21 protein-coding genes, 2 pseudogenes and 1 other annotated feature are annotated in these 23,607 nt (G+C 47.8%); of the genes and pseudogenes, 7 read left to right on the top strand and 16 right to left on the bottom strand.

The window, feature by feature from the left end:
• Positions 1-21: 21 nt before the first annotated feature.
• The gene (locus tag ODZ53_RS11110; RefSeq protein WP_372677002.1) at positions 22-558 is read right to left on the bottom strand and encodes an HXXEE domain-containing protein; all 537 of its coding nucleotides are present in this window, start codon (positions 556-558) and stop codon (positions 22-24) included.
• Between the two features lie 15 nt (positions 559-573).
• Entirely contained in the window at positions 574-1,164 is a 591-nt protein-coding gene (locus ODZ53_RS11105; protein ID WP_199930215.1) for a TetR/AcrR family transcriptional regulator, read from the bottom strand.
• A gap of 131 nt (positions 1,165-1,295) precedes the next feature.
• Positions 1,296-1,572, top strand: a binding site (T-box leader).
• 77 nt (positions 1,573-1,649) lie between these two features.
• Between ODZ53_RS11105 and trpS the strand changes: the two genes are divergently transcribed.
• Complete coding sequence (gene trpS, locus ODZ53_RS11100; RefSeq protein ID WP_064202508.1) at positions 1,650-2,636, top strand: tryptophan--tRNA ligase; 987 nt, start codon at positions 1,650-1,652, stop codon at positions 2,634-2,636.
• A gap of 59 nt (positions 2,637-2,695) precedes the next feature.
• On the opposite strand, the gene ODZ53_RS11095 is transcribed toward trpS, so the two are convergent.
• From ODZ53_RS11095 to ODZ53_RS11080, 4 genes are all read right to left on the bottom strand, one after another.
• Positions 2,696-8,185 (bottom strand): chitobiase/beta-hexosaminidase C-terminal domain-containing protein, encoded by a 5,490-nt coding sequence (locus ODZ53_RS11095; protein ID WP_372676999.1) that lies wholly within the window; start codon positions 8,183-8,185, stop codon positions 2,696-2,698.
• A 171-nt stretch (positions 8,186-8,356) separates the two neighbouring features.
• Positions 8,357-9,037: a queuosine precursor transporter gene (locus tag ODZ53_RS11090; RefSeq protein WP_012685047.1), complete on the bottom strand. Its 681-nt coding sequence runs from the start codon at positions 9,035-9,037 to the stop codon at positions 8,357-8,359.
• Between the two features lie 69 nt (positions 9,038-9,106).
• A complete protein-coding gene (locus tag ODZ53_RS11085; protein ID WP_372676997.1) occupies positions 9,107-9,715 on the bottom strand; it encodes a Crp/Fnr family transcriptional regulator in 609 nt (202 codons plus the stop codon).
• Between the two features lie 141 nt (positions 9,716-9,856).
• A complete protein-coding gene (locus ODZ53_RS11080) occupies positions 9,857-10,384 on the bottom strand; it encodes an HPP family protein (protein WP_087344586.1) in 528 nt (175 codons plus the stop codon).
• A gap of 138 nt (positions 10,385-10,522) precedes the next feature.
• Here ODZ53_RS11080 and ODZ53_RS11075 point away from each other — a divergent pair, with 138 nt between their 5' ends.
• Positions 10,523-11,479 (top strand): GntR family transcriptional regulator, encoded by a 957-nt coding sequence (locus ODZ53_RS11075; protein ID WP_372676995.1) that lies wholly within the window; start codon positions 10,523-10,525, stop codon positions 11,477-11,479.
• Between the two features lie 151 nt (positions 11,480-11,630).
• Positions 11,631-12,701 carry a hypothetical protein gene (locus tag ODZ53_RS11070; protein WP_372676993.1) on the top strand — a complete coding sequence of 357 codons (1,071 nt, stop codon included), beginning with the start codon at positions 11,631-11,633 and terminating at the stop codon, positions 12,699-12,701.
• A gap of 89 nt (positions 12,702-12,790) precedes the next feature.
• Here ODZ53_RS11070 and ODZ53_RS11065 read toward each other — a convergent pair whose 3' ends face one another.
• Both ODZ53_RS11065 and ODZ53_RS11060 read right to left on the bottom strand, forming a co-directional pair.
• Positions 12,791-13,180, bottom strand: a complete 390-nt coding sequence (locus ODZ53_RS11065; protein WP_234127042.1) for a VOC family protein — start codon at positions 13,178-13,180, stop codon at positions 12,791-12,793.
• Positions 13,181-13,292: 112 nt separating this feature from the next.
• Entirely contained in the window at positions 13,293-14,585 is a 1,293-nt protein-coding gene (locus ODZ53_RS11060; RefSeq protein WP_372676991.1) for an NCS2 family permease, read from the bottom strand.
• A gap of 156 nt (positions 14,586-14,741) precedes the next feature.
• Here ODZ53_RS11060 and ODZ53_RS11055 point away from each other — a divergent pair, with 156 nt between their 5' ends.
• Together ODZ53_RS11055 and ODZ53_RS11050 are read left to right on the top strand one after the other, a co-directional pair.
• Complete coding sequence (locus tag ODZ53_RS11055) at positions 14,742-15,614, top strand: LysR family transcriptional regulator (RefSeq protein ID WP_372676989.1); 873 nt, start codon at positions 14,742-14,744, stop codon at positions 15,612-15,614.
• A 92-nt stretch (positions 15,615-15,706) separates the two neighbouring features.
• A complete protein-coding gene (locus ODZ53_RS11050) occupies positions 15,707-17,230 on the top strand; it encodes a glycine betaine uptake BCCT transporter (protein ID WP_372676987.1) in 1,524 nt (507 codons plus the stop codon).
• A gap of 33 nt (positions 17,231-17,263) precedes the next feature.
• Here ODZ53_RS11050 and ODZ53_RS11045 read toward each other — a convergent pair whose 3' ends face one another.
• The 7 genes and pseudogenes from ODZ53_RS11045 to imm47 (ODZ53_RS11015) form a co-directional block, all read right to left on the bottom strand.
• Positions 17,264-17,716: a 2-thiouracil desulfurase family protein gene (locus tag ODZ53_RS11045; protein ID WP_372676985.1), complete on the bottom strand. Its 453-nt coding sequence runs from the start codon at positions 17,714-17,716 to the stop codon at positions 17,264-17,266.
• Between the two features lie 26 nt (positions 17,717-17,742).
• Entirely contained in the window at positions 17,743-18,681 is a 939-nt protein-coding gene (gene coaA, locus ODZ53_RS11040; protein ID WP_231850569.1) for a type I pantothenate kinase, read from the bottom strand.
• Between the two features lie 192 nt (positions 18,682-18,873).
• On the bottom strand, positions 18,874-19,326 hold the full coding sequence (locus ODZ53_RS11035) for a Dps family protein (RefSeq protein WP_081437224.1): 453 nt from the start codon (positions 19,324-19,326) through the stop codon (positions 18,874-18,876).
• A 116-nt stretch (positions 19,327-19,442) separates the two neighbouring features.
• Positions 19,443-19,871: a hypothetical protein gene (locus ODZ53_RS11030; protein ID WP_372676983.1), complete on the bottom strand. Its 429-nt coding sequence runs from the start codon at positions 19,869-19,871 to the stop codon at positions 19,443-19,445.
• A gap of 114 nt (positions 19,872-19,985) precedes the next feature.
• Positions 19,986-20,135: pseudogene (gene imm47, locus ODZ53_RS11025) on the bottom strand (Imm47 family immunity protein); the annotation flags it as partial.
• Positions 20,120-20,401 (bottom strand): annotated as a pseudogene (gene imm47 / locus ODZ53_RS11020) (Imm47 family immunity protein). The pseudogenes imm47 (ODZ53_RS11025) and imm47 (ODZ53_RS11020), both read right to left, overlap by 16 nt.
• Positions 20,361-20,468: an Imm47 family immunity protein gene (imm47, locus tag ODZ53_RS11015; RefSeq protein ID WP_372676981.1), complete on the bottom strand. Its 108-nt coding sequence runs from the start codon at positions 20,466-20,468 to the stop codon at positions 20,361-20,363. The pseudogene imm47 (ODZ53_RS11020) and the gene imm47 (ODZ53_RS11015) overlap by 41 nt, the downstream one beginning before the upstream one ends.
• A gap of 332 nt (positions 20,469-20,800) precedes the next feature.
• On the opposite strand from imm47 (ODZ53_RS11015), the gene ODZ53_RS11010 reads away from it, so the two are divergent.
• Together ODZ53_RS11010 and ODZ53_RS11005 are read left to right on the top strand one after the other, a co-directional pair.
• Positions 20,801-21,226: a DUF1259 domain-containing protein gene (locus tag ODZ53_RS11010; protein WP_372676979.1), complete on the top strand. Its 426-nt coding sequence runs from the start codon at positions 20,801-20,803 to the stop codon at positions 21,224-21,226.
• A 51-nt stretch (positions 21,227-21,277) separates the two neighbouring features.
• Positions 21,278-21,697, top strand: coding sequence for a DUF1259 domain-containing protein (locus tag ODZ53_RS11005; RefSeq protein WP_372676977.1), 420 nt, complete (start codon positions 21,278-21,280; stop codon positions 21,695-21,697).
• Positions 21,698-21,876: 179 nt separating this feature from the next.
• On the opposite strand, the gene ODZ53_RS11000 is transcribed toward ODZ53_RS11005, so the two are convergent.
• Positions 21,877-23,493: a GMC family oxidoreductase gene (locus ODZ53_RS11000; protein ID WP_372676975.1), complete on the bottom strand. Its 1,617-nt coding sequence runs from the start codon at positions 23,491-23,493 to the stop codon at positions 21,877-21,879.
• Positions 23,494-23,607: the final 114 nt, after the last annotated feature.

Genomic DNA, 23,607 nt, shown 5'->3' with positions numbered 1-23,607 from the left:
AACATACTCCCTTTCTTTTTCTCATCGGGGGATCATTTTACCTGCTGCCTCCCCAATCCGGTGTGCCACGTACAAAACAGGTATGATCAACAAGCTGTAAGGCAATGTACTCCATAGCAACGGCCACGTCACAACGCCAGCCTCAAGCAATCGATCATATGTATATAAACTATACGGCAAAACGAATACCACAGCCGTTACCACACCAGGTGTGTACGTGCGAAGGACAACGGTATGACCAACATGTATGAACACATGGAGAAACATCACATGCAGACAAACCAGGAAAAATGGAAGGTACGTTCCAGACGAAAGTGTCGTGACAGTCAGGATGACCGCTAGCGATAAAACCGCAAAAATACAAGAGACTGCGACCGCAAATTGCGCCGTGTTCATCGAAAGCGACGGCTCCAGCATCTTCATCAGCCGTTCTGGCACAGTCCGTCTAATAATGTCTTTCTTGGCTCGCACCCACCCCTCTACCATCACGATCTCCTCGAAATCATGAAACATGAAAACGACTAAAAACAGCCAAATCAGATGAGACAGCTCCAGCATGCAAGCACCCTCTTCCTATTCGTTTGTCTGCAAAATTCCATATGCCAAAAAAGATACCGCGTCATCTGCAAGCTGCTCCGCTGTTTTCTCGCCCGTCAGCAAATACCGCGTCGTCATCCGGTCTACGACTGCGATCATTGCCTCTGCCGCTACCTCCACAGACAACTCGACACGGACATGCCCTGCAGTCTGATTTTGTCGCAAGTTGACAGCAACAATAGAAGCCAGCTTACGATGCAGCTCTTCGCCCTCTTCTGCCTGATACAGCACGATCCGGGTCAAGTCAGGCTGCTCTTGAAAAAATTGGAACAAGGCGAGCAAGTTTTCCCGTACCTGATGGAAGACATCTGCCTTCGTCAAGGCCGTTACCTTTTGACCGCCGTCCGCCAATTCCCATAGCCTGGTTAAGAATGTGTCCGTCAACTGCTGAAACAGACCTTCCTTGCTGTCGAAATACTGGTAAAACGAAGCCTGTGTCAAACCTGCTGCTTTCACGATGTCACTCACCCGTGTACGATGAAAGCCTTTTGCCGCGAACTCAGAAGCTGCCGCCGCAAGCAACCGACTGCGACTCAACTCTCCTTTTGACAGCTTGTCATTGGTCATTTTCTCACCCCAAAAGTAACTCGTCAGTTATGTAACTCTTGAGTTATTTTTACAACTTCTGGATTTTCCTGTCAAGACCTACTTGCTTTTTTATTCCACTCTATGTAAAATGTTTGCTCAAAGGGTATCATTTGATGGCAATGAGGAAGAAGAGTAGTCATTTTACGAGACTTCAGAGAGCTGATGGTTGGTGCGAATCAGTGTTAAGGAAATGATGAATGGGCTTCCGAGCTCCAAACCGAACCCGCTCTCATGGCGGCAGTAGGCTTTGGCGTTACGTCCGTACGTTACAATGGACACCGTATCAAGCTGTCTTACACAGAAACGGTACGGGTCAAAGAGATTTTGCGTATGGAGATTCCATGCGTGAAATAACAAGGGTGGCACCACGGTTCATTCGTCCCTGTCCAGGGCGGATGGACCTTTTTGTATTTAAAGCGGACATTTTGAATTCATATTTCACGATTGAAAGGAGAAACTTTCCCATGAAAACCATCTTTTCCGGCATTCAGCCGAGCGGTATTTTGACACTCGGCAACTACTTGGGCGCAATGAAGCACTTCGTTCCGCTTCAAGATCAGTTCAACTGCTTTTACTGCATCGTAGACCAGCATGCGATCACCGTTCCACAAGAGCCTGCTGTCTTGCGCGAGAACATCCGTCGTCTCGCGGCTCTCTATTTGTCCGTTGGCCTCGATCCGAACAAAATGACGCTGTTCGTCCAATCGGAAGTACCGGCCCATGCCAAGCTCGGCTGGATCATGCTGTGTACCTCTTACTTGGGTGAATTGGAGCGCATGACTCAATTCAAGGACAAATCCGATGGACGCGGCGAATCCATTCCAGGCGGTCTGCTGGCTTATCCTCCATTGATGGCGGCTGATATTTTGCTGTACAGCACTGATTTCGTCCCTGTGGGCGAGGATCAGAAGCAGCATCTGGAGCTGACTCGTGATTTAGCCGCTCGTTTTAACAACCGTTATGGCGACATTTTCACCATCCCAGAGGTTCGCCTGCCGGAGACTGGCGCACGCATCATGTCCCTTGCTGAAGGCACCAAGAAAATGAGCAAATCCGATCCAAACCAAGGCGCCTTCATCTCCATGCTGGATGATGCAGACACCATCACGAAAAAAATCAAGCGCGCGCAAACGGATTCTGACAGCGTTGTGCGTTATGACAAAGCAGAGAAGCCAGCTGTCTCTAACCTCATGACCATCTACTCCCTCTGCTCTGGAAAAACGCTGGATGAGATTGAAGCGATGTACGAGGGCAAAGGCTACGGCGCATTCAAAACCGAGCTGGCTGAAGTTGTCGTAGAAACGCTCCGTCCGATTCAAGAACGCTTTGAGCAGCTGTTCCACTCCTCTGAGCTGGATGATATCCTGACTGCCGGGGCAGAAAAAGCGAATAAAGTCGCAAACGAGATGTTGTACAAAGTTGAAAAAGCGATGGGGATGGCACGTATCTAATCCATTTCCACAACAAAAAAACGGGCTGGGAAGCTTTCTCCCAACCCGTTTTCTTTTCGTTAATTGCTCTTAACCGTGACAGTTACCTTGGCTGTTTTGCCAGCGTAGCTGATCGTGATGGTCACTCTTGTCCTTGGTTTGGCATCATCCAAGACAAGAATACGTCCTGACTCATCAACCTCTACCTGTTCGGGCTTGCTGGATGTAAACTCGATACCCTCCGCTTTAGTAACGTCTTCTTCCGCATCATTACCAAGAATCGCCATTACCTTGAGCTGGGCTTCCTCCCCTTGGGCTAGCTTGAGAGATTTCGGCTCGATCTCGATCCTTTTCAGTGCACTCTCCCCGACGACATAAGAGGCCGCGGTCGTTACTGAAAAGATCCCTAGATCGTCTTCTTTTGTCACCTGAATCGTTTTACCCTTGAGTCCAATTGCTGGTTTCCACATATTGCTCCTGTATGAGAAAGCTTGGAGCTTGGAGCTTGCGTCATCGGCGACTGGCAGACCCAGTGTAAAAACTGTTTTACCGAAGCTGGTCACCTTTTTGCCGTTGCTCCACACTTGCAATTGATACGCTTCGCCAGGGTTCGGCACACCTTTCCACCCGTTCCCATTTTCTTCTGTCAGAGCGAGGGCAAACTTCCTTGCACGCTGAGCGGAAAAATATGCGCTTGGCACCTCTACCCATGCTTCGCTCTCCAAGGTTACGCGAATACCTACCTCTTTTTCCTTTAATTGTTCAACGAGCTTCTGTTCCAGAGTCACTGTCGGATCAGCAGATTCTCCCTTGCGAGAACCCGTATCGCTCGCATCGTCATCGCCTTTTTTCACCTGAACGAACAGCACAGGTGCAAAGCCGATCTTTTCTTTCACGGACTCGACTGCTTTCATGAATTCCCCGAGTATCTCCAGAAGTTCATCTACTTGTTCGTCATCTGCCTTGATCTCATCCCCATCATCTACAACGATAGTTCCAAGCTTTTTCAAAAGCTCTTCTGCCAGTGTACGGACATGCTTGGCTACCTCTTTGGAAATATCCTTTTCATCGAGCGGCTCCAGTGCTGTTTTTGCCAAGCTCGTCAAGGAGGCAAGTGCCAAGCGGGCAATCTCTTCATCCTCGATGCCATCTTCAGTGAGCGGGTCAAATGCTTTGTTCAAAAAGCTCTTCGTCACATCTTGAAGTGTCTCTTCACTGATGGCTCCTCGCTCGGCCTGCTCGGCTACTGCCTCGAGTACGGTCTTGATTGTATCCGTGACCGTCTCCCATTTCTCAGTTGGCGTCCATTGCTTGGCCTCCAGAAGTTTTTCCAGATGGCTGAGTACTTGATCCACCTGTCCTAAAATGATTTTCTCCTCGCTGCTTGCAGAGATGACCTGAGCTGCTTGCTTGTTCAACTCTCGCTGCGAGTCCGGTGTCGGTGTTCTGTCCGGCGGTGTCACTGGCGGTGGAGAATCCGGCTTGGCTGGAACCTGCACGGTCAATGCTGTAGTTTCTGCTGTCGATTGATCGGACGCTCGTGTGACCTCCAAAACAAGGTCTACATTCGTCTGGCGATATGGCGGTGTAATTTTGCCGTCCAGCGCAATGACTGCTGGATCACTAGAAGACTTGATTGCGATAGTAAAGCCTGTAGGTACTACTGGCAGCTTCAAGCGCGTCTCACCTACTGCTGGCTGTGTGAGCTGCGTGATGCTTTCCGCCACTTCTTGTGCAGTTTTTTCCGGCGTGCCGCGATCCTTCAAGTCCAACTGAACAAGGACAGGATTATGGTCACTCACACGCCCCTCGTTCTCGGTCAAGCCAGCGTTGATGTGAACGATGTCAACCTTCGTGTCATCCTCCAAATGGTTGCTGACCAAAATTTGATCCAAGACTTGAGAGTTCCCTTGGTACACGTACGTATACTGCTCACCCTTCGGCAGTTTCTCCACCATATTGGTCAAAACGCCATCTGCCAATTCCTGCACCGGATTTGAAAACGGGAAATCATTGAGATCACCCAGCACCACAACATTTGCTTTTGCTTGTGCTGAATGGATTTCTTTTACAAAGTTATTTAATACACGGGCAATCTTCATTCGTTGTACTTCACTGACCAGCTGTGGCGGCTGATCTTTTCCAAACAGCGCTTGATCTCCACCCTTAGAGTTGAAATGGTTGGCGATGACAATGACTGGCTCGCCTTGGAAAATGAACTCCGTTGCCAGTGGCTTACGGCTCGAAGCAAACGCCGCGTTGGTCGGATCTACCCGTCCTGGATTGTGTGACAAATGCGCTACACCATCTCGTGTCTCGATTTGCACCGCATCAGTCACGCCTCCTGGCGTTCCTGCTGCCAGCTGTACCCGTCCTGGGTTGTAGAAGAAGCCGACACGGATGTTTCCTCCTGGCTGTCCACCATCCTGATTGTTCTGTGGGGCAATATCGATGTATCGGTAAGTCGGGCCATTTTTGTTTTCCATTGCTTTGATCAATGCGTCCGCAGACTGTGTAGCATCTGTTTGCCCATTGTCCGTTGGTCCATTATTATCCTGCATTTCCACCACACCGATTATATCCGGCGCCTTCATGTTGTCCACGATCGTCTCGGCGATGCGGTTGATTTTGGCGGAATCGGTTTTTGCCGAGAAATTCTCGATGTTGTACGAAGCGATGGTCAGCTTATCTTCTTTTGGCGAAATACTTGTCACTGGCGGCTTATAATGGCTTGGCTGTACCGTAAATGACCGTGTATGGAACAGCTTGTAATTCGCAAAGCTGTAGTCAATGATGCCTACCAGCGGTCCGTCAAATTTGTCGCCAACCTTTACCTCTCCGGTAATCGATTCGAGTTTGTCCGATACCGTGATGCGCTCAGGGTGAAAATCATTGGCCTCCAGCACCACTCCGCCAGCTGGCGTACGCGGCTGACTCGGATGGGCTCGATCATCGATGACGACAAATTCCGTTGCGCGTGGATTGGTAAACGTCTTGGTTTCGCCAACCACGATTGGATTCTCGATTTGTACCAGCATGCCCTCGAGGCTTTCCCAGAAGTCGATGCCGTCTTGGTCTGGATCGAATTTGCCGAGGCTGTCGTTGTCGATAATTCCTTTCGGATATTCGTAGTTGTCTTTGCCCAGGATGAGTGGTTCTGGGAGTGATTGAGCTGGCTTGACAACTGCGTACGAGGTTGCATCAATTTGGGTCTGGGTGAGATCTGTGCCCGCCCTGTTCGATGGTACGTATTCCTTGACGGTGCCGCTAACGGTTACTTCATCACCAGGGGCGACCGTTGCTTTTGGCTCGTAAACGTAAATGCCTTCAGAGGTAAATGGGTCTGCGTCCGGTTGCGGATCTTGCATATAAAAGCCTTGTACATTGCTGCCGCTTCCGACGATAGCCGTTACGATTCCCGGAACATTGGTGACCGTTCCATCCGCCATCGGTGAACGGTGCGAGGCTCCTTGAATGTCATGAATACGAATGTTATCTTTTTGAATCACATAGCGGAAGGTCGTTAGATTGCTATCTGTGTAACCATCTTTGACAGCTATGGCTGAAAGGGTCGTATCCGCATCAATCTGGATCGGTCCCGTATACTTGATGCTTCCTCTGCTCGGCGTTGAACCATCTACCGTATAGAAGATCGTAGCGTCAGCCATCGTCGTCGAGAGCGTGACTTTTGTTCCTTTTGTCACCATAGGACCAGCTGGGCTCGCTGTGACCATCGGGACTTTATTCTCGTCCTCGACGAGATCAGCCACAGTGCGCGGCACCAGCTTGTAAACATTGCGGTCGTAGTTCACCACGCCTGTCATAGCTGCATAGCTTTTGTTCACTGGAAGTGTCAGAGAGGCATCCGGTCGAGACACAAACGTACCGTGCTGATCCTCTAGCGTGTAATTGCCACTTGATGCTGTTTTGACAGTAACCACCTTTACAGTTACCAGCTTGCCTTCCAAAGCCTCTCCTGTAGCAGCTGCAAAATCAGTAGAAGTTACAACTTGCGGGCTAGGCACACCTGCTTGCTTTTGCACCATTTCCACGTTATCGGTGAGCGCTTCGAGTTGAGCAAGTCCATAATAATCACTCATTTTTCCGGTAGCTCGGATCTTGTCTCCCACCTCAATTTTGCCAGTCAGCCCTGGCGCACGAAGTACGAGTCCTGCCGTCTCATCTTGGAAATACACGTTGTTTTGGCCGCCCGCTTCAAACATCGCCGTCACCGTTCCGACGACAATCACGTTCGTGCCTACCGGGGTGTTTCTTGCTTCTGCAATCGTAGTCGAACCTACGGCTGACTTGGTAATGCTAACTTCCTGGCTCTCAAACGACTTGCCATATTCCCCAGTTGTTTGCTGCGTTACGAAAATATGATCCAACTGATCGATGTTTGGAATCGTAAAAGAAAATGACCCGTTTGCCTGTGCCGTTCCTGTTTCTTTGTTACTTAGCATTAGCGGTTGTTTTTGCGGATCGTATGCACGCAGGATCGCATTCCCTGCTGCCGCACCTGCTACTCCTCGTAGCTCGCCCACACCGTTCAATGCTTGCAGGCTGACTTTATCCTGAATCATAGCTGGGCTGGCTACCGCTGGCCTCAGCTCGATGCTCGTGCTTTCCTTCTTACTCCCTTCCGTTGCTGTGAGATAGACTCCCTGTCCATTTGGATCGGGATTGGCAAAAGTCAGCTCGATCAGTCCGGACGCATCCGAATCTTGCTGGGCCAAAGGAGTGTCGCTACCTGTTCCTGTAGGCTGACTCGCATAAACCTTAATAGTTCGCCCCTGACCGACATAGCCGCGAATTGTTGCTTGGATAGGATCAGTATGATCAAAAATAAGTTCAGTAGCATTCAACTTATCGGTCACGTCTGTTGGTAGCGGCTGTTCTACTGGGCTTTGCGTGTTTTTTGGGGTAGGAGCCCCCGTGATAAAATCATTGCCGTTGTTATTGGTATCCCAGCCATTTCCTCCGTTCGGCACAACGCCGCGCTCGTCGCTAATGCGTTGGACGCTGGTCGTATTCGAGGGAGCTGGTGCTGGTGAGTTGCCCTCAGATGAATTGGCAGTACCAAAGCCGACCATATCTACAACACTGGCCTGGGAGGTGACATCTGCCCCTGTTAACGGGTCGCCATTGTTAACCAGCGCAACCTTCCCATTCGTCCCTGACAAGTTCAGAGTCCCGCTATCGTCAGGAGTTGGCAGTTCCCCTCCTACTGCACCCGATGTTGCTAGCTGAACCAAATAGAAGCCGTAAGGGGCTATGCTTCCAGTCAGCCCTGCCTTTTGCCACGCCGTTCCCGTAGCAGAAGCATACTGCACTGACCAGCCGCCAACCGAAACAGCCTTGTCTGTCGGGTTATACAGTTCAATGAAGTCATTCTTGTACAGGGCACCAGAGTTCCCCCCACCCCCATACACCTCACTGATCACCACATGATCAGCCCGCGCAGCTTTTGCCTGCGGCATCCACCCGGTCGGTAAAACCGTTCCCATCATGACTGCGGCTATTAACGCCAGCTTCGGCCATCGGGAAGCACTTCCTCTTTTTTTCATCATTCTTGCATCACTCCTCCTCACATCATTCCGAAGTAGCTACTATAAGATGGTAAACGTATAACCTGAATCTTATGTAAATTTGATGTAAAGTTTGTATAATCCTTCTAAACATAGAAAAACAAAAACCGCCAAGCTCCATCGTCCTTGGCGGTTTTTCTGTGTTTTTGTCAATTAGCTTTCGTCTACTTTCATACTGCGTGCGATATATAGAACCGGTGTCGAAGCTGCCGATACGACAAACTTGATCAGGTAGGTAGTCAATAGGATTTGCCACCATACGTCCATCGGGAATTCTCCTAAAAAGGCAATCGTACAAAAGGTAACGGAGTCAAGCATCTGACTGAAGAGCGTGCTTCCATTATTGCGAATCCAGAGCTGATTTGGACCTGGACATTTTTTCTTCAACCACGAATAGATTTTCACGTCGACAAATTGGCTGACAAAATACGCACACAAGCTACCCAATGCCACTCTTGGCATCAAGCCAAAAATCGTCTGCAAGGAACCTTGGGCGATATCTGTTTCCTGTGGTTCAAACACCAGCACAAGCTGCATGATGATCGTTGCCGCAATTAAGGTAAAGAAGCCGAACCACACGGCTTTTTTCGCTTCTCTTTCTCCATACTTCTCGTTCAATAGATCGCTTACCAAATAAATAGATGCATAGATCGTATTGCCGAGCGTCATGACCAAACCGAACATCTCGATTGTTTTGACAACCTGGATGTTGGCCAGCACGGTAGCCATCCCGATCCACGCGTATAGTCCCATTCTGCCGAACAATCGGTAGCAGAGCAGGAACAGCCCGAAGTTAACCAGAGCAAAAATCACTCCGATCCAAAAATTAAACATATGATTTCCTCCTAGTTTTGATAACGCGGGAGTTTACGAACCGCGGCCCGTTTTGAGCATTCCATCATTTTACTTGCATTCGCTTATTTTATCAACCATTCTCGAGGCATGCACAGCAATCGACATGCGGGACACCAACACTATTCCCTCATCGACTAAACCGGCTAATGCTAATGAAACGGTTTCTCTGGTCGCCCCCACCATGTTGGCAATCTCCTGATGGGAGAGAGATACGGTCAATTTCCAAAACGGCTCTTCCGCTTTTCCAAACCGCTGACATAATTGAACCAACAGATGCAATACGCGATCCCTAACCGATTCCAAGGCCAGCTTTTCCATCCTCTCCTCTTGTTCCCCCAATCGTTTTGACAACTGCAACATCATTTCTTTCAGGCTTGGTGGACATGCTTGCAGCATTTCTTCCATCCGAGTCGCACTCCAATGAGTAAGGGTCGTTTTTTGCATCGCTTCAATGTAGACAGCACGTGACCCTAACACCATTTCCTCAATCTCGCCAAAAACAGCTCCTGGTCCCAACAATCCCACGGTAAAGGACTTTCCGTCCTCGTTCAGCCGAGAAAGACGCAGGAGTCCCTTTTGAATGAAGAAAATGCCCATTTGAGTGTCGGTCGGTGTCTGAAACACCGTTTTCTTGGCTAGAACGATTTGCTCACTCATGATACAACCCTCACCATTCCTAATACCTAGTTACCTATACTTTTATGCATTTAGATCCTTTTGTCAATCACCTCCCCCTCTTCCTCCTCCATGAAAAAATGACCACCTAAGAAAAGGCGGCCATCTCTTACCTTGATACTGCTATACCCAAAACACAGGATAAGCACGTTTCTTATGCATGTTATTAACGAACAGAGCAATCAGCACAACCACTACTGCACCTATGAGTACCGGAGACAATAAAAACTCCCACCCCTTGCCATCCATGACAATGACGATTGGATTGGCACCCGCAGGAGGATGCGTCGTTTTCGTCACATGCATGGCGACAATCGCAAGACCGACACTTAGAGCTACTACCCACAGCTGCGATCCGCCTATTTGATAGAGTAGAACGCCAACCAAGCTGGTGAAAAAATGCCCTCCGATGATATTGCGCGGCTGAGATAACGGCGAATCCCAGGCCACAAAAGCAAGGACACAGCTTGCTCCAAATGAAGCCATCAACCAGACCGCAGTAGTTAATTCCGTCAGCATGCCCAGTACCCCTATCGTCACTAATCCGCCAAGGCCCCCAATCAAAGCAACTGAGCCAGATATTTTCAAGGGCGTTCTGCTTCTCCCCTTCATTTTGGCTACAAAACCCTGTATGCTCCATCCACTATTCACACAGCCACCTCCTACTCACATCGTAGCAAGTGACCCTTCCTTGTTCTGTAAGCTATCTTACAAAAGCACAAATAATAGCTAGTTACCTAGATATTTAGTAAAATAAAATACAAACACCAAACTGTGAGGCGAATATCCATGACTCAATCACTTGTGCGGCTAAATGCGGACTTTCCAATCCCGATCCATGTGCAAATCAAAGAACAATTGAAGCTTCTCATTGGCCTTGGACACCTTCAACCGGGCGAAATGCTACCACCTGCTGCCCAATTAGCTGATCAGCTGCAAGTCAACCGCAACACCATCAATGCTGTATACACACAGCTACGGGATGAAGGTCTCGTCTATATGCAAAAGGGTCGCGGTACCTCTATCGCTGACAAACCTACGATTACTGCTTTTCGCATGCGTCAGCAATCGCTTTATGATCACGCCAAAACCATCATGACTGAAGCACAGCAGCTTCCGTTTTCGCTGGATGAGCTGATGCTTGCTTCCATTGCTTACGGACACTTGTTTCTTTCCCGATCCAAAAAAGAATCCCGATGGCTCTTGGTGGAATGTCACGAGCATGATCATCCTTTTTATCGTAAGAAAATAGAAGAGATCATCGGTCACCCCATTCAGGTTGCCTATCTTGAAAATCATTCAGATGTACTCTCTGCCTTACAAGATGCCGACCAAATTGTCACTACCGTCAACCATGCAGAGGAAGTAAAAGAATTAGCTGTTCGATATCATAAATCGGTCCTCATCATTGGAGCAAATGCCCAGACGAGCACCCTTTTGGAGATCGCTCGCCTGGAGGCAGGCCGTGCAGTTGGGTTTGTTTGTCTCGGAAAAAAAGGCGGAGAATGGATGGCGGGACGCGTACAAGAGGCAGGTATCGAACAGATTCAACACATGACCGCAGGATTCGCTGATGAACGCTCCTTGCAGCAGATTATCCACGATTCTGATTTGCTCTATGCCTCCGCTGCGGTATATGATCAGCTCCTCGCGCTAGCTCCAGACAAAACACGTCTCTATCCCATGCTGTTGGAGCAAAGCAGCGAGGCACTTCTAAAAGAAGCAAGCAACCTCCTAGCACCTTAACCTTTACCTGTTACTGATTTGTAGGATTTATGTCGATAGTCTGTAACCAATGCATCCACCCTATCGTACATAATGAACATATAGCAAGGACAAGCACAAACGACACTTTTCATCATGATCAGTCAGCAAGACTGGGGAGGAGATTCATCACATGAAACACATGAAACACTTGAACAGACTCGTAACAGGAACGGTACTTACTTCTGCACTTTTCACTGGTGGGTATGCCATTACAGCAGATGCAAGCAACACAACTGCTACACCAAAAGGCTTACAAGAGATTACGAAAAAAACAGCAGACGTAACGGGTGACCAGACCGTAGACACAGTCATTCTGTATGGAAAAAAAGAGAAAAACAGCCCATACGTGAAAGATCTTACTATCAAAGTAACAGATGGCAAAACGAAGAAATCTTTTAACATTGACGTGAAGGACAACGGCTACGAGCCGAAGCTCTCCGTTCAAGATTTCACTTACGATAAAAAAGACGAGATTATGGTTACTGCAAGCACCGGCGGAAGCGGCGGCTACACAACCAATCACATCTACACCGTTAAGGATGGAAAAGCGAAAGAGCTCAGCCTGCCAGGTCTTGATAAAAACAAAGCAGGTGTAGTCGGAGCGGACTTCGTCGAACTGAAACCAATCGATCTAAACAAAAATGGTCTCTACGTACTGGAAGGTACAGAGCGTCTGACTGGTGATTACAATGCAGATGTTCGCGGCTACCTCAAGTCCAAATGGAAGTGGAACCAAAGCAAATGGGAATTGATGAGTGCCAACTTCGAACCAGCTGCAACACCACTCGAAGTCTATCATGATACTTTCAAAAGCCAAGACTCTGCCTTTGCTTTTAAAGGTCCAAAATCTTGGAACGGCAACATCCTTGTCGAGGAAAAAACTGGCCCACAAGCAGACGAATACTTGCCAGAAGCAAAGAGCGTAACCCGCTTCATCTTCAATGCTGACAAAACAGAAGATCGTGCACCTGCTGTCGTTATTACTGCGTTTGACCAAAATGACTGGAAGAAACTGAACAACCCGGACGAGCCGCCAATCGGCGTCGAAATTGCACGTAACCAAGCAACCAACACGGTTTATGTAGTAAGCTTGCCACAAGACTCCGTATTTGACCCAGCAAGCAAAGAAGGGAAGAAATTCATCCCTCTGATGATGTCTCTGGACCAAGTAAAACAAGCGTTTACGCTGGTAAAACGTTAATCAATCTGTATCCGCATCTCTCCACGAATAATCCCTTTGCCTCTCTCATAGGCAAAGGGACTTTTTTTGTTGTTAGGGAGTTTTTCCGCTTACAGCTTCGCAAGTCTTTTTTGCTTCTCCTCTTTTTCAGCCGCATCCAGGTACTCAAACAACCCAAGACGATTTCCCCATGGATCGGCGAACGTCCCCCACTTGACCGGTACTTCTTCTCGTTGAAAAATTTCAAACGGTTCGATTTGTAGCTCGTTGATCAATCTTTCTTTTTCCGCCTCGATATCGACAACGGCAAAGCGCACGGGACCGCTACCCTCCGCTGGCGTCCCCTCAGCCAATTGCAGCCAACACCCAGGCAAGACTTCCCACTCAGCAAATCCTTCATGCGGAACAAAATCCGGCTCTCTTTGCAAAAAACTCTGGTACCAGGCTTGTCCTTTGGCGAAATCAGAAGTACGCAATTGAAACGTCATCTCATGGATCATGGAGAAATCCCCCATTCTTCAACTTTCCATCCATTATTTCACAACCCTTGCGCCACTTTCTAGAGAACAGAACAAAAAAACCCCCGACTCAAGTCGAGGGAAAACTACTCTTTTATGTGAAGATCGGCAGCATGAGATTCAGCAAGAACAATCCTGCGATGACGTACATGAGCGCAGGCACTTCGCGACGTTTGCCCAATGCGAGCTTCATGAGCGGATACGCTACGAATCCAAACGCAATTCCATCTACAATGCTGTAGGACAACGGGATAATTGCGATGATCAAAAAAGCAGGGAAGCCTTCCGAGAAGTCCTTCAGATTGATATTCTGCACGTTTTGCAGCATTAGTGCGCCAATGATGATGAGTACCGGAGCAATCGCTCCATCTGGAATCATTTTGATGACAGGAAGCAAACCAAGTGAGAGCAGGAACAAAGTACCTGTTACAAGTGCGGTCAGTCCCGTCCTTCCTCCCGCTGCGATTCCTGCCGCGGTCTCCACCGTCGAAACCGTCGGGCTGGATCCCAAAATGCCAGAGATAGCAGCCGACAACGCATTTGCTTGCAGCGAACGTCTGAACTTCTGCGGCTGTCCAAGCATCGAGGTATGCCCATGAATCAAGCCAATATTTTCAAAGACGATGACCATCGCCAATGAGAAGGTCGCGATCCAAAATGGCAACGCCCAAATGGCTGAAAAGGAAAGACCCGCAAATACGCTTCCGTAATCCGCGAACGAGAACGTTCCTCCCCCTCCTGGCTCGACAATCCCGAACAAAAAGCCAAGTCCTGTACCAACCGCAATTCCGATCAGGAAGTTGCCCGGTACATTTCGAACAAACAAAATCAACGTAACAATCAAAGTAATCAGCGTGACGATCACATGCGGGCTGGACAAGTCACCCAGCGCGACAAACGTAGACGGATTCGTGACGATCAGCCCGCCTTTTTGCAGACCGATGAAGGTTAAGAACAACCCAATCCCTACGGTAATCGCTTCTTTTAGCGAAGCGGGAATCGCATTAGATAATATCGTCGCAGCCTTGGTAAAGGCAATCACAGTAAAGATCAGACCCGAAACAAAAACAGCAGCCAACGCTTGTTGCCAAGTGAGGCCCATGGATTGGCATAATGTGAACGTAAACAGAGCGTTGATCCCCATGCCGGGAACCAGAATAATAGGAGCATTTGCCCAAAAGGCCATGAGAAGTGACCCAATAAATGCCGTCAATACGGTCGCCAGAATGCCTGCTTCCATCGGTATTCCAGCATCATTTAAAATCGAAGCGTTTACGGCAACAATGTAGACAATGGTGACAAAGCCAATAAATCCGGCGATGAGTTCCCTTTGAAACGTCGTGCCGTAAGCGCGCAAGTGAAATAGCTTTTCCATCCACGTACGCACAGATTTTCCCTTCTTTCCTTTATGTCTATTCCATGAAGTGAAGATTCACAGGAAACATGCTATCATAGCTTCATCAATATGAAAAATATCCATAAAATCTAATTTTCATATCGTTTTCATATGGAACCATTCGCGTAGGGAAAGAAGGGCTTGTGTGTGGATATTCGGCAACTGCGTTACTTTATCGCCATAGCAGAAGAGGGTCAGATAACGGGGGCGGCTAAAAGACTGAACATGGCCCAGCCGCCTTTGAGTCAGCAGCTGAAGCAAATGGAGGAGGAGCTCGGAACCATGCTTGTTGAGCGCTCAGGAAAACAAATGGTCCTGACAGAAGCAGGCATCACTCTTTATAAACAGGCGCTTAATATCGTTCATCAAATGGAGGAAGCTCTCTCCGAGGTAAAAGAAACAGGCGAAGGTATTCGTGGGACACTATCCATCGGTGTCAGTGCACTGTCGGCCTATCGCCTGCCAGAACAAATTAGTGTATTTCAGCAAAAATACCCGCTCATCACCTATAAAATTTGGAAAGGCGATACGCAGCTTCTCAATCAGTGGCTGGAGCGAAGAACCATAGAAGTCGCTATCGTACGCCTTCCCCACTCGTTGAACAACTGCACCATGATTCCGTTGGAGGAAGAGGATTTTGTGCTCATCGTTCCTGCCACCTCCCCCTATGCCGATCGAAAAGAAATCGAAATGCGCGAAATCGCCAAGCTCCCACTCATCATGCCGAGCACGCCAGGATTGGGCATTTACGACTTGATTATTAAGGAATTCTCCCGTCTAGGCGTGGAACCACACGTCATCTGCGAGTGCCCGGACATCTCTCTCATCGTCAGCATGGTCGCCTCCTCGGTCGGTTCCTCCATCGTCCCCATCTCGGCGTGGGAAACGCATCAGAGCGAACAAATTCGCGGGATTCGACTCTCCGGAACTTCCATTTATTCTTCCGCTGCTGTCGTTTGGCAGTCTGGACGCCATTTGTCCAAAGCAGCGAATCGGTTTATCGAGACGTTTTCATCGTAATTCCATTCAAGGGCGGTCCATCCGGAATAATCTTGGAAATCCCGCGGGATGATAACTATTACCATTTCTTGTAGATTCCCGGGAGGATAAAGATGACTTTCCTGATATCCTTGGTCATTGTATTTGTTATTGTGTTGTTCGGCGCGATTTCTCCTGAGCTTTTCGCCTCTGCGGCTTCTCAAGTCCTGAAAGTGACCACGACGAATTTTGGCTGGTTTTATTTAATCGTGACTTTCGGGTTTCTGATCTTTTGCATCTTTCTTGCCTTTAGCAGATACGGACAAATCCCTTTGGGGAGCGACGATGACGAGCCGGAATATTCGCTCCCTACCTGGTTTGCTATGTTGTTTTCTGCTGGAATGGGGATCGGTCTTGTCTTTTGGGGAGTGGCAGAGCCCGTCTCTCATTACTTCGCTCCGCCAGCAGGTGTGACTGGACAAACGACCGAAGCCGCACAAACTGCTCTGCGCTATGCATTTTTTCACTGGGGCCTGCATCCTTGGGGGATCTACGCTCTCATCGCGCTCACGCTCGCGTATTTTCAATTTCGCAAAGGGGCGAAGGGCTTGATTTCCTCCACCTTTGGCCCGTTGCTCGGTGAACGCATCCACGGACCGCTCGGAAAAGGGATCGATATTTTGGCTGTCATCGCCACGGCTTTCGGTGTCGCAACCTCACTTGGCCTCGGAACTCTGCAAATAAACGGGGGCTTGTCTCACCTCTTTGGACTGCCGTCCAGTACCACCGTGCAAATCGTCATTATTTCCTTGATTACCGTGCTATTTCTGCTCTCCGCTACGACCGGACTGGATCGAGGGATCAAGTATTTGAGCAATACGAATCTCGTATTCGCCTTGTTGCTCCTCCTGCTAACGCTCGTATTGGGACCAACCTCGTTTATTTTTGACGCCTTCACCAGCACGCTGGGCAGTTATTTGAACAACCTCATCTCGATGAGCTTGCGGCTGACCCCTTTTACCCAAGGGACATGGGTAGCAAACTGGACGCTGTTTTACTGGTCGTGGTGGATTGCCTGGGCGCCGTTCGTCGGCATGTTTATCGCACGCGTCTCCAAAGGTCGCACGATCAAGGAATTCGTCATTTGCGTGATGCTCGTTCCGAGTTTGTTGAGCTTTATTTGGTTTTCGGTGTTTGGTGGAACTGCGCTTCATCTCGAAATTTTTGATCAAGCGCCTATAGGAGCAGCGGTACAAAGCGACATCTCGACTGCCTTGTTTCTCGCACTGGAGCAGTTGCCTATGGGATACATTCTCGCTGTCGTTGCGATTCTGTTGATCATCACGTTTTTTATCACGTCAGCGGATTCAGCTATTTTCGTGCTCGGCATGCTGTCATCGGATGGCAACCTGGACCCCTCGAATCGGGTAAAAATCACCTGGGGCGTCCTCCAATCCGCAATCGCGATCGTTCTATTGTTAAGCGGCGGCTTAGAAGGACTACAGACAGCCTCCATTGTGGCAGCGCTGCCCTTTACCGTCATCATGGTCCTGATGTGCTTTTCCCTTGTCAAGGCACTACAGGAAGAAGACCGGATTGCGAAAAAGAAACGGAAGGATCAGCAGAAGAAGCTGGAGAGGTTGTTGAAGGAGTTGTAAAAAGGGGACGCTGTCCATCGCGTCCCCCCCTTGTTATTCATTGGTTGCTTTCGCTTCAGATGTTACCTCAATCCCGTTTCTGCGAAAAAGCGCTGCCGTCAGCCCGACACCCGGCACTTTTTTCCCGGAAAAACTGCCATCGTAAACGTAGGAGCTTCCACAGGACGGGCTGTTTTCTTTTAAGATGGCGGATGTGGCTCCAACCGTTTTCGCCAGCTTCAGCGCTTGGTTCGCCCCCATCAAAAATTCCTCGGTGACGTCTCGGCCCGTGTCGTCTATGATGCGTGCTTTGCCATCTAGAACATCTTCTCCAGTTCCCCCGCTGATTTCTGCTGGCGGTCGTGGTGTTGGCAAACCTCCCAGCTGTTCAGGACAGACGGGAATCGCCTTTCCTTCCCGAAGCAATTGCTCCAGCTCTTGGTCCAAGCATGACTTCTGATCGTAACGGCATTCACAGCCGATCAAACAGGCACTAATCACTTTCATGACAACCGTCTCCCCCTTTTATCTATCTACAGCTTGCGCAGCTTCACGCTTTGCACCATATGATTCTGCCCTTTGTCCAAAATCAATTGCGCGCGAACACGCGTCGGCAAAATGTTTTGGCGCAGGTTGGCTCCATTGATCTCCGTCCAAATACCGGTGGCTACCTCAGTTGCCTCCTCGTCAGACAAACTCGCGTAACGCTTGAAGTACGAGGATGGATCGGAGAACGCCGTCTGACGCAGTAGCTTGAATCGCTCTACATACCATTGCAGGATGTGTTTCTCTTCCGCATGAACGTAAATCGTGAAGTCAAAGAAATCGGAAACAATGACCTCGGAAATACGGGCATCGTTTTCGTCACCTCTAGGCGGTTGCAGCACATTCAAGCCTTCCACAATCAAAATGTCAGGCTGTCTGACGGTCTGCCATTCATCTGGCACGATGTCATATACAAGGTGGGAATAAACTGGCGCTTTCACTTCAGGCAAACCCGATTTTACATCGGATAAAAAGTTGATAAAGCGGCGCAAGTCATAACTCTCCGGGAATCCCTTGCGCTTCATGATTCCTCTGTCTTCTAGAACCTTGTTCGGATACAGGAATCCATCGGTCGTTACCAAATCGACCTTCGGATGATTCGGCCAGCGGGATAACAGCGTCTGCAAAATGCGGGCCGTTGTACTTTTCCCCACAGCCACACTGCCTGCGATACCAATAATGAATGGAACCTTACCATCCTGGTTCCCTAAAAAAGTGTGGGTCGCCTGGTACAGCTCCTGCGTGCCCCCGACATACAAATTCAGCAGACGGGACAAGGGAAGGTAAATGTCGGAGACTTCGGTCATGGACATTTTCTCGTTCAAGCCCTGCAAAAGGGAAAGCTCGTTATCAGATATGGTCAACGGCGTGGAAGCCCGCAGAGCACTCCACTGCTCGCGATTAAATGTAACATAGGGTGATGCCATGGGAATGAACATCCTTTCCATCATGAAAGTGCTTTCTTTAAATCAACACAAAGTTAGTTTACACCAGCATGTCTCTCTTGGGAACAAGGGTGTTGCCCCAAATCAGACCAGCTCTGCACTTTGCCTTCCTGAGTACATAGGAAAAAAGCCGATACCCCATGGCATCAGCTTTGCTTGTAAAAGAGTTTCTCGTTATTTTCCCAAGTGGGCTTGCAGCATCCACACATGCTTTTGCAAGCTGTCCATGATCCCTAAGAACATATCGCCAGTCGCTTCATCGTCCCCTGCTTCCGCGGCTGTAATCCCTTCCTTGAGCTCTTTGATCAGCAGTGTAAAATCGCTTACGACTGCCTCTACCATCTGATCCGCAGACTCTCCACCTGTCGCTTCCTTAATGGATGCCTGCTCCATACAGGCCTTCAACGTCGAAACAGGCTTGCCCCCAACCGTTAACAGCCGCTCCGCCAGCGCATCTACATTTTTCGCTGCCTCGTTATATAGCTCCTCAAATTTTTCATGCAGAGTAAAAAAATTCGGGCCTTTGACAAACCAGTGATAATGATGCAGCTTCATATACAGCACGGACCAGTTGGCCACCTGTTTATTAAGTACGTCGGTCACGGGCCGACTCATTGTCATACTCATCCGGACGCTCCACCTCTCATGGTATAGATATAGCGTTTGTAGTATGTGGTGAATTGGACGGTTCTATTCTTTTCATGTACAGAGCCGCATCTAATTTTTGATAACGTACTACTTATTCAAATAAGCTCCGCGTTTTTAATTTTCACAAGGAAATCCTCTAATACTCCCCTAGTCGCAACGCCAGCTTTGGGAAGCAATTCATTTACGCGAATGAGCATGGCAGGATTGTCACGTATCATTTGTTTCGCTTCTAGAGTCGTATAGCTTCTCAATGTATCTACACAGATCACGAAAAGTTCCTCATCATCCGTATCCAGCAACGATAGTAGAATGTTCAGTTCATGCTCATTACAAGAACTGTCCATACAGTACGCGAGTTTTCGCTGCCATTCTAACGGTTTCATCAGCACTTGACTGGACAGGTCTTCCCAATCCTTTTGGCTAAACTTCGCTAGCATGTCAGACGCTATTATGCAACCAACGTCATACCAATAATCAACGGTATTTTGGCAGCCTGTTATGAAAACATCTAATTCTTTGTACATGCTGGTCACCTCTATTCAATATTCAAATTTTTCCTCATGTCTTCCAAATAAAGTTCTAGCTCTTTCCTGTTGTGCGGTCTTTTTTTCTTACATCACTGCATCTTACGACATTCACTAAATCCTGTTCGGGTACGTGTCAACTGCCGCATTATCACCCAGGTGTTCTTTGAAATTTATAAAGCAGTCAATCGAATCTCTGATCATTACCGAAGTGTCACGAATGGAGTCCCACTCTTCCAGCAAGGCCATCAGATATGGAATGACTTCAAGGGAAGGGAAAGTGTCGTAATAGCCTCACACGCAAAGTTATCCACTGCCGCTTTGTTTCCTTCTCCAAGAAAAAGAAGATGAGTGGAATCTCTCAAGTCTGCGTGTGTTGAGATGGAGCAAAACACTCTAATACACAGGTTTAATAGAGCCTCGTCATTCGTGTAATTCATGAGCTGAATAAGTAGTCATTTTTGCGTAAAATCCCCCAATTTGAATAGTTCAATCAGATGAAATAAGGCTTCGTGGCTCTGTGGTTGCACGTAACAGGTTTTCTTTTATAGTAGATGGGCTGGAGGATGATGGTTGCCCAAATTCTGCACTATCCACTCCTCAACCCCTTTTGCATCTGCAAATCGTGTTTTATAGAGAAGCGCTCCATCTAGGACTGCACCTAAATTTCCAGGACGAGTTCTCTCAATACAAAGTCACCGAGTACATCTATAACTGAGACTTTTTCCATTCCTCGTTCTTCACTGCATCATCATGATATTTATCCTATAAACCCCTCTACGAGTGAATCGTCATAAGTGTGCTTAGGGAAAACAACTAAAACCTAGAAGAAATCTGTGTCTTTTCCATGTAAAAAAACCACAAATTACTCATTTCCCTTTTTATTGTCAATCATAATCTATTTCTAGATTGACAAAAGGAGGATTACTATGGCGCATAAAGCGAAATCGAAGGTTAGCCCACAATTCAAAAGGCTCTGTACCCGATTTGGAAAAATATTAGGGGGCGAGTCGGAAATTGATAGTGGGCCGGTTTGTTTTGTCATGCGGCTTACAAATCTGCGGGAAACCATCTTGGGAAGACGTACGCTATCCCCTTTAGTTCGAGCTCAAATGTTTTCGTTTGAATCTCTTGATAAGTCGGGTCGTGCCCTTTGTTTGGGCGAGACGGCCGTTCACCAAAATCAGGTGAACCGTTTAATCTCCAATCTCCGCAAACGTGGGATCAAAGTGACGGCAGTTCACAACCACTGGCTAAAAGAAAACCCGCGCTTAATGTATATGCATTGGGAAGCCATAGAAAATCCTATCGTATTTGCCAGGAAAACCAAAGAGTCCATCGCATTCCTGGGTTAAATGGTGGAGCCATGAAGTTTAATTTTCATCATAATCGAAAGGAAGATGGATATGAGCAAAGTAAAGACAAGTCCCCAGTTTAGAAGACTGTGTAACCGATTTTCAGCCATTTTAGGTGGAACCGAGCATGAAATTACAAAAGGTCCCGTTTGTTTCGTCTCCAGAAATAGAGTATTCAATGCGTCCATATTAGGCAGAAAAACCACATCCCCATTGGTACGCTATCAATTGTTCTCATTTGAATCCTTGAACAGTTCTGGACGTGCACTATGTTTAGGGGAAACGGCTCTCTTCCAAAATCAAGTAAACCGTTTGCTGTCAAACCTTCGCAAAAACGGCATAAAAGTAACAGCCGTTCATAATCACTGGCTCTTTGAAAACCCGCGTCTTATGTATATTCACTGGGAGTCGATTGATAATCCCATTGCATTCGCAAGAAAAGTGAAGCGCTCAATTGCTTTTTTGGGTTAATCATTGGTATTGATAACAGAAAACAGCGGCAGCAAATGACGTGGTAATATCGTCAAAGACTGCCGCTCCGTTTCAAAGCAAAAGCCCGAGATTTCGTACAATGGCAATCCCCGAATAGTATCCCCTGAATCTCCGTACATTTGCGGATTCACGGGATATTGCCATTTTCGTTACTACTTTCACCTTTTCTTATTATCTCGCGCGTTTTGTTTCACGAGCTGCTGTGCAATTGTATTTCCAATCAGGTAGGCTGGTGCAGACGTGTTGCCATCCACCGTGAATGGAATAATCGAATCATCAGCAACAATTAAGTCCTTTACTCCGTGGACCTGACCATAGCTATCCACCACTCCGCCCTTGCTTAGAGGTGCCATGCGAAGCGCACCTTGTTCATGGTGGTTATGGTCAAAATTATTTTTGATGAACTCTTCAAGCTTGCGATTATTATTGATGATGTCTAGAGTCGGCGAAATAAGCCGGTATGATCGATCGATCGCAGTTAATTGTGCAGCTATCTTCTTGATATATACCTTATAGCAGTTTTTAACTGCTTCAAGATCTGCGGGATTATGGAGATATCCTTCATCAGCCAACACAATTTTCAACGGATCATTGTTTTGTATTTTTATGGAACCACGGCTTTTTGGTTTTAGGAAAAGGATAGCGATCGTCAGTTTCCCTTTTGAGCCGATTCCAATCAGTTGGACTGCCCGACGAGTTTTGCTTGAGCCTGGAGTGGGATCTGGCAAAAAGGCCCCACCAGTAAAAAGTGCATTTGGATCATCCTCAGGCAATGGATTATCTTTCGGATTGGCACTAAACTCAGCAAAGTTGAGCGTGTGGTTTCTAAGGCCTTTGCCTACATGGGGGTTGGCGAAAACAACTGGGATTCCTTCGTCCTTAAGCATTCTGGCGGGACCAATTCCAGAAAGCATTAGAAGCTGAGAACTATGGATGCCTGCTGAGATGATTACTTTTTTCCGAGAGTAGGCTCGCACGCGCTTACCCTCTTTGAGAAATTCTACGCCAATTGCTCGCTTATTCTTAAATAATACCCGAAGAACTGTTGATTTAAAGAAAACTTGCAGCTTTCGACCATTGACTCCTTGACCAGCAGTAGTCATGATATTCGATGATAGAAAAGCGGTGGAAGCACTTTCTCGCCTTCCATTGGGTTGCTGAAATAATTGCCAGCGCGTAAAGGGGCCAAGGGGAGTTTTTGGGTCATTGTAATCGAGAATTTTTCGAAATCCTGTTGCTTTCTCGATGGCTGACACTAATTTTTTGGACATGGGTGTTGGATTTTCAGGTGCTTGCCGAATGTCGATCAATCCCTTATAGCCATGGACCTCTTTATTGTTTGTCTTTCCATTGTAATTTTCCATTTTCCGAAAAGTGCGAGTTGCATTTTTTGGGGACCAAAGAGGTCCCAGCAGCTTCTCCCATTGCTGAAAAACGGCTGACGTAGGTCTTACATACTGCTGTGTGTTAATAGAAGAGCCTCCACCCAATAATCGACCCGTCGTCCATTCGAAACTTCGTTCATTTACTTTTTCCTGAGGTACTCCTTCTCCTTGCCAAAAATATTGAGGAAGATACAGCTCCTCCAGCTCTAAAGCAAACGTTGAGTTGCTAATTGGCGTGTCCCTATCATTATTTTCTCCCGCTTCCAATACGAGAACGGATGTTTTTTTATCGTCCGTTAGTTTCTTTGCAATAACAGAGCCTGCTGGACCGGTGCCTACAACAATGTAATCAAAAATGATTTTCCCATCTTTCTGTTTGCTTCCGCTCATTCGCTACTCCCCTACATGTACAGTTTGGATCATCCCATGAACTCGAAAGACACATGTGATCGAAAGGAAATTGGGTTAATGTAGGGTATTATTCATGAATGATGATGGTGAATG

The organism is Brevibacillus sp. BD137 (genome assembly GCF_041644655.1).
Taxonomy (GTDB): domain Bacteria; phylum Bacillota; class Bacilli; order Brevibacillales; family Brevibacillaceae; genus Brevibacillus; species Brevibacillus brevis_D.
Note: the sequence above shows the minus strand (reverse complement) of the source record. Positions and strands in the feature narration are given on the sequence as shown.